1 protein-coding gene and 1 pseudogene are annotated in these 3,719 nt (G+C 67.0%); both read right to left on the reverse strand.

The annotated features are described in order from the left end of the window. On the reverse strand, positions 1-2,531 hold a 2,531-nt coding region (locus tag ABZ098_RS37230; RefSeq protein WP_356598176.1), incomplete at its 3' end, for an NB-ARC domain-containing protein. Positions 2,532-2,610: 79 nt separating this feature from the next. Beyond that, positions 2,611-3,606, reverse strand: a pseudogene (istA, locus tag ABZ098_RS37235) (IS21 family transposase); the annotation flags it as partial. Positions 3,607-3,719 lie beyond the last annotated feature (113 nt).

The raw sequence follows: 3,719 nt of genomic DNA on the forward strand, positions 1-3,719 counted from the left end.
CCGCCTAGGGTGGCGGTGCAACGACCAGTGGCCCGGTCCCAGATATGCACAAAACGGAAACTACTGGCGGTGGCGAGCCAGGTGCCGTCCGGGCTGATCGCCACCCCATGCACTCTGTCGTTGTAGCCGGTGAGAGTGGCAGTGCATTGACCGGTGGCGCGGTCCCAAATTCGCACTTCTCGATCGTGGCTGGTAGCCAGCCAGGTGCCGTCCGGGCCGATCGCCACTGCACGTACCAGGTCGATGTAGCCGGTGAGGCTGGCAGTGCATTGACCGGTGGCGCGGTCCCAGGTCCGCACCGTCTGGTCGCTACTGGTGGTGGCGAGCCAGGTGCCGTCCGGGCTGATCGCCACCGACTCCACCGTGTCGGTGTGGCCGATGAGGGTGGTGGTGCATTGACCGGTGGCGCGGTCCCAAATCCGCACCGTCCGGTCGCTACTGGTGGTGGCGAGCCACGTGCCGTCCGGACCGATCGCCACTTCTCGCACCCAGCCGGTGTGACCGATGAGGGTGGTGGTGCACCGTCCGGTGGCGCGGTCCCAGATCCGCACTTCCCGTGCGTGGCTGGTGGCCAGCCAGGACCCGTCCGGGCTGATTGCCACCGACCCCACCGTGTCGGTGTGGCCGGTGAGGGTGGTGGTGCATCGTCCGGTGGCGCGGTCCCAAATCCGCACCGTCTGGTCGCTACTGGTGATGGCGAGCCAGGTGCCGTCCGGACCGATCGCCACTTCTCGCACCCAGTCGGTGTCGCTCGTGAGGGTCTGCTCCAGAGCCTCGTGAGGGGTATCCGGCAGTGGCAGGGTCCGCTCTAGGGCTGCGTGGGGGGTATCTGGCAGTGGCCACCAGATGCCGAGACAGGGGCGCTGGGTGGGATCTTGCTGGCGGGCGGTGATTTGGGAGTGCCAGTACGGGTGTTCCTCGAGCCGTTGATGCAGGACGCCAGTTAGGGCTTGGGAGGGAACGGTTGGAGTCAGGAGGTGGGCGCTTTGGGCGAGGGGGCGTGCCAGATTACGGCTGTGGGGAGTGTCAATTTGGATGAGGTCGTTCCATGGGGCACTGGGGCCTCGGTGCATCAGGCGTGTTTCAACCCAGCGCACGTCACCGGCTACTTCTTCGGCATCGGCGGTGCGCCCCGAGGCCAGGAGGTGGTCTATGAGGTGGTCGAGGAGGTAGCCGTCCTGAAGCTGCCACCAGGCGCGTTCGGGATCGGGTGCGGCGGGCGCAAGCGGCTGGGCGGGGGGCAGTGTGGCGGCGACGGCGTCGATCAGCAGTCCGTTGAGGTGGCGAAGGCGGCTTTCACCGAGGCTGTTGCGGAGGTAGTCGCGCAGGACATCGTGCAGGCTGATCCTGCCACCGTGATGCGGGTCGAGGGTGATGAGGGACAGCCGCTCCAGCTCCTGGCACAGCCTCCGCCCTTGGGCGTCGGTGAGCCCGCCGGTGGTCTGCCACAGCAGCGCAGCGAGGGAAATAGGGATCGATTCGTCTTCAGCGAAGATACCGAGTTCGCTGAAGCGGTCGGCGCCGCCGGGCGGCAGAAGGGTAGTGGCGGCTTCAATGGAGGCCTGCACGGCTTGGTTGCGCAGGCGGGGATCGTCCATGTTCCAGGAGCCGGTGGGATCGTCAACCGTGGCAGGGCCGTGTACGCGCAACCGGTGCAGGATCTGTTCGGCTGTGGCGACGGGGTCGGCCCCGGCGGTTGTCTGCTCGACGATCAGACGGTTGGTCAGGCGCAGCAGCAGCGCCCAGCGGCCGGTCGACCGCAGCAGTCCGTCGACCAGGTCGCCTGGAAGCGGTGGTAGGTCCCGCATCAGCAGCGTTCTGGCCTGTGCGGGGGACAGTTCATCGACGTGGACGGAGCGTGCCCCTGGGGGCAGCAGTTTCGGGATGCGAGTGGTCACCAGCCGCACGCAGGGCCGACCGCCGTAGAGGAAGGGAGCGAGTTGCTCCTCCTCCCAGACGTCATCCAGGACTAGCAGGGTGCGCGGCCGCAGCTCGAGCAGGCGGCCCAGATGACGGCCAGCCAGGTCGGGATCGCTGAACTCGGAGGTGTCACCGGTGATGAACCGGGTGACTTCCGCGATTTTCGCCGCCATGGCGGCACGTCCGCGGACGTCCCGGCCGATGGTGATCAGATAGATCCTTCGACGAAACCGCCACCGCACGCGCCAGTGCGCGCACACTGCCGTGGCCAGGGTGGTTTTGCCGAAACCACCCGCTCCCCACAGCGAGGTGGTAATGCCCACCGTGGGAGCGCCGCGGTGGCACACTGCACCGACCGCCTGGCGGGTCTGTTCCCGGTCCACGAACCACGACGGAACCGCTACAGGCGCAGGCGGCGGCGGGTCATCCCGCACCGGCGGAGGACGTAGCTGCATCCAAGTCACGACGCCAGCAACGACACACGCCAGCGCGCCGAACACGCCCACCCACGGCCACGGATCCTGCCGCAGCGCATCCACAAGCGGCCAACGTGCAGTCGCTGTGGCGGCGTTGCCCACCAGTGCCAGCAACAGGGCCAGCAGTGCGCTCACACCAGCGAGCGACACCAGTCCCGCGGTCCACATTCGCCCCCGCACCTGCGCCCCCCGAAACCGCTGTCCTGCGCGGACCTTAACGACATCCTGACCACATCGTCAGTGATACAACGGAAAACCCTGAAGAGCTGGCCAGCGCCATTTCGGCGCGGTGCTCCTCGAATTTCCTCATGGCGAGCTGACCGTCGACCGCGCCGGCGTCCACGGACTGCCGGCCGGTCTCGAACGGCTCTTCCGGCAGCGGCATCAGCAGCGGCTGCTCGATTGCGAAGTACTCGTCGACGGTCCGCGGCCGCGAACCGATCCGGCGATGCGCGTCGTGCAGGTCCCACTGGTCGACCATCTCGTTCAGCTCGGCGAGGGAGCCGACTTCCGGGACCGGTGTGAAGTGGTTGCGGCGGAAGTAGCCGATCATCCCTTCGACGCCGCCCTTCTCGTGGGCGCCTTCGATTCCGGGGCGGCAGTAGAAGCTCTCGATGTTGAAGTGCGAGCGGAAGGCGATCCACCGGTCGGTCTCCACCCGGGCCCGGCTCAGCCCCAGTACCTGGGCGACGGCCGACTTCAGGTTGTCGTAACGGATCTTGCTTCGCGGGACGCCCCCCAGCGTGCGAAGCGCGTGCACGTGCCCTTCGAAGAAGGCTTCCTGGCCGCAGGAGGCGAAGACCCGGTGGACGGCCTTGCCCGAGTAGGACAAGCGGAGCGAGAACAGATAGCAGGTCACCAACTCATTGGCCAGGCGCACGGTCACGTCGCCGAAATCGACCTCCGCCTCGTGGCCCGGCAGATGGGTCTGCGGCACGAACGCTTCCACGGGGGCCTTGCCCGAGGCCGCAAGGATCTCCGGCTTCCGGTCGGAGACATAGCGGCGGACCATCTGGTAGGACACATCGGCGCCGTGCTCCTCGATGAGCCGGTGGAAGATCCGCGTGATCGTATGGCGCTGCTTGCGCGGCGCGTCAAGGTCCGTCCGCAGCATCTCGTCGACCACTTGCTTGTACGGATCCAGCGCAGTTGGCCGTGGCGGCAGCTTCTTCCGGGGCTCCGGCCAGACCGAGTCCACGGCCTTCTTGACCGTCCTCCACGACGCGGACTAAGGTCCGTCTTCAAAGATCATCAGGTGGTGGATCATGGTGGGGTGATACCTCGTCATGAACTCACCGATCAGGAGTGGGAGTTACTCGCTCC

The organism is Streptomyces sp. NPDC006335 (assembly GCF_040612795.1).
In the GTDB taxonomy this organism is placed as follows: Bacteria; Actinomycetota; Actinomycetes; order Streptomycetales; family Streptomycetaceae; genus Streptomyces.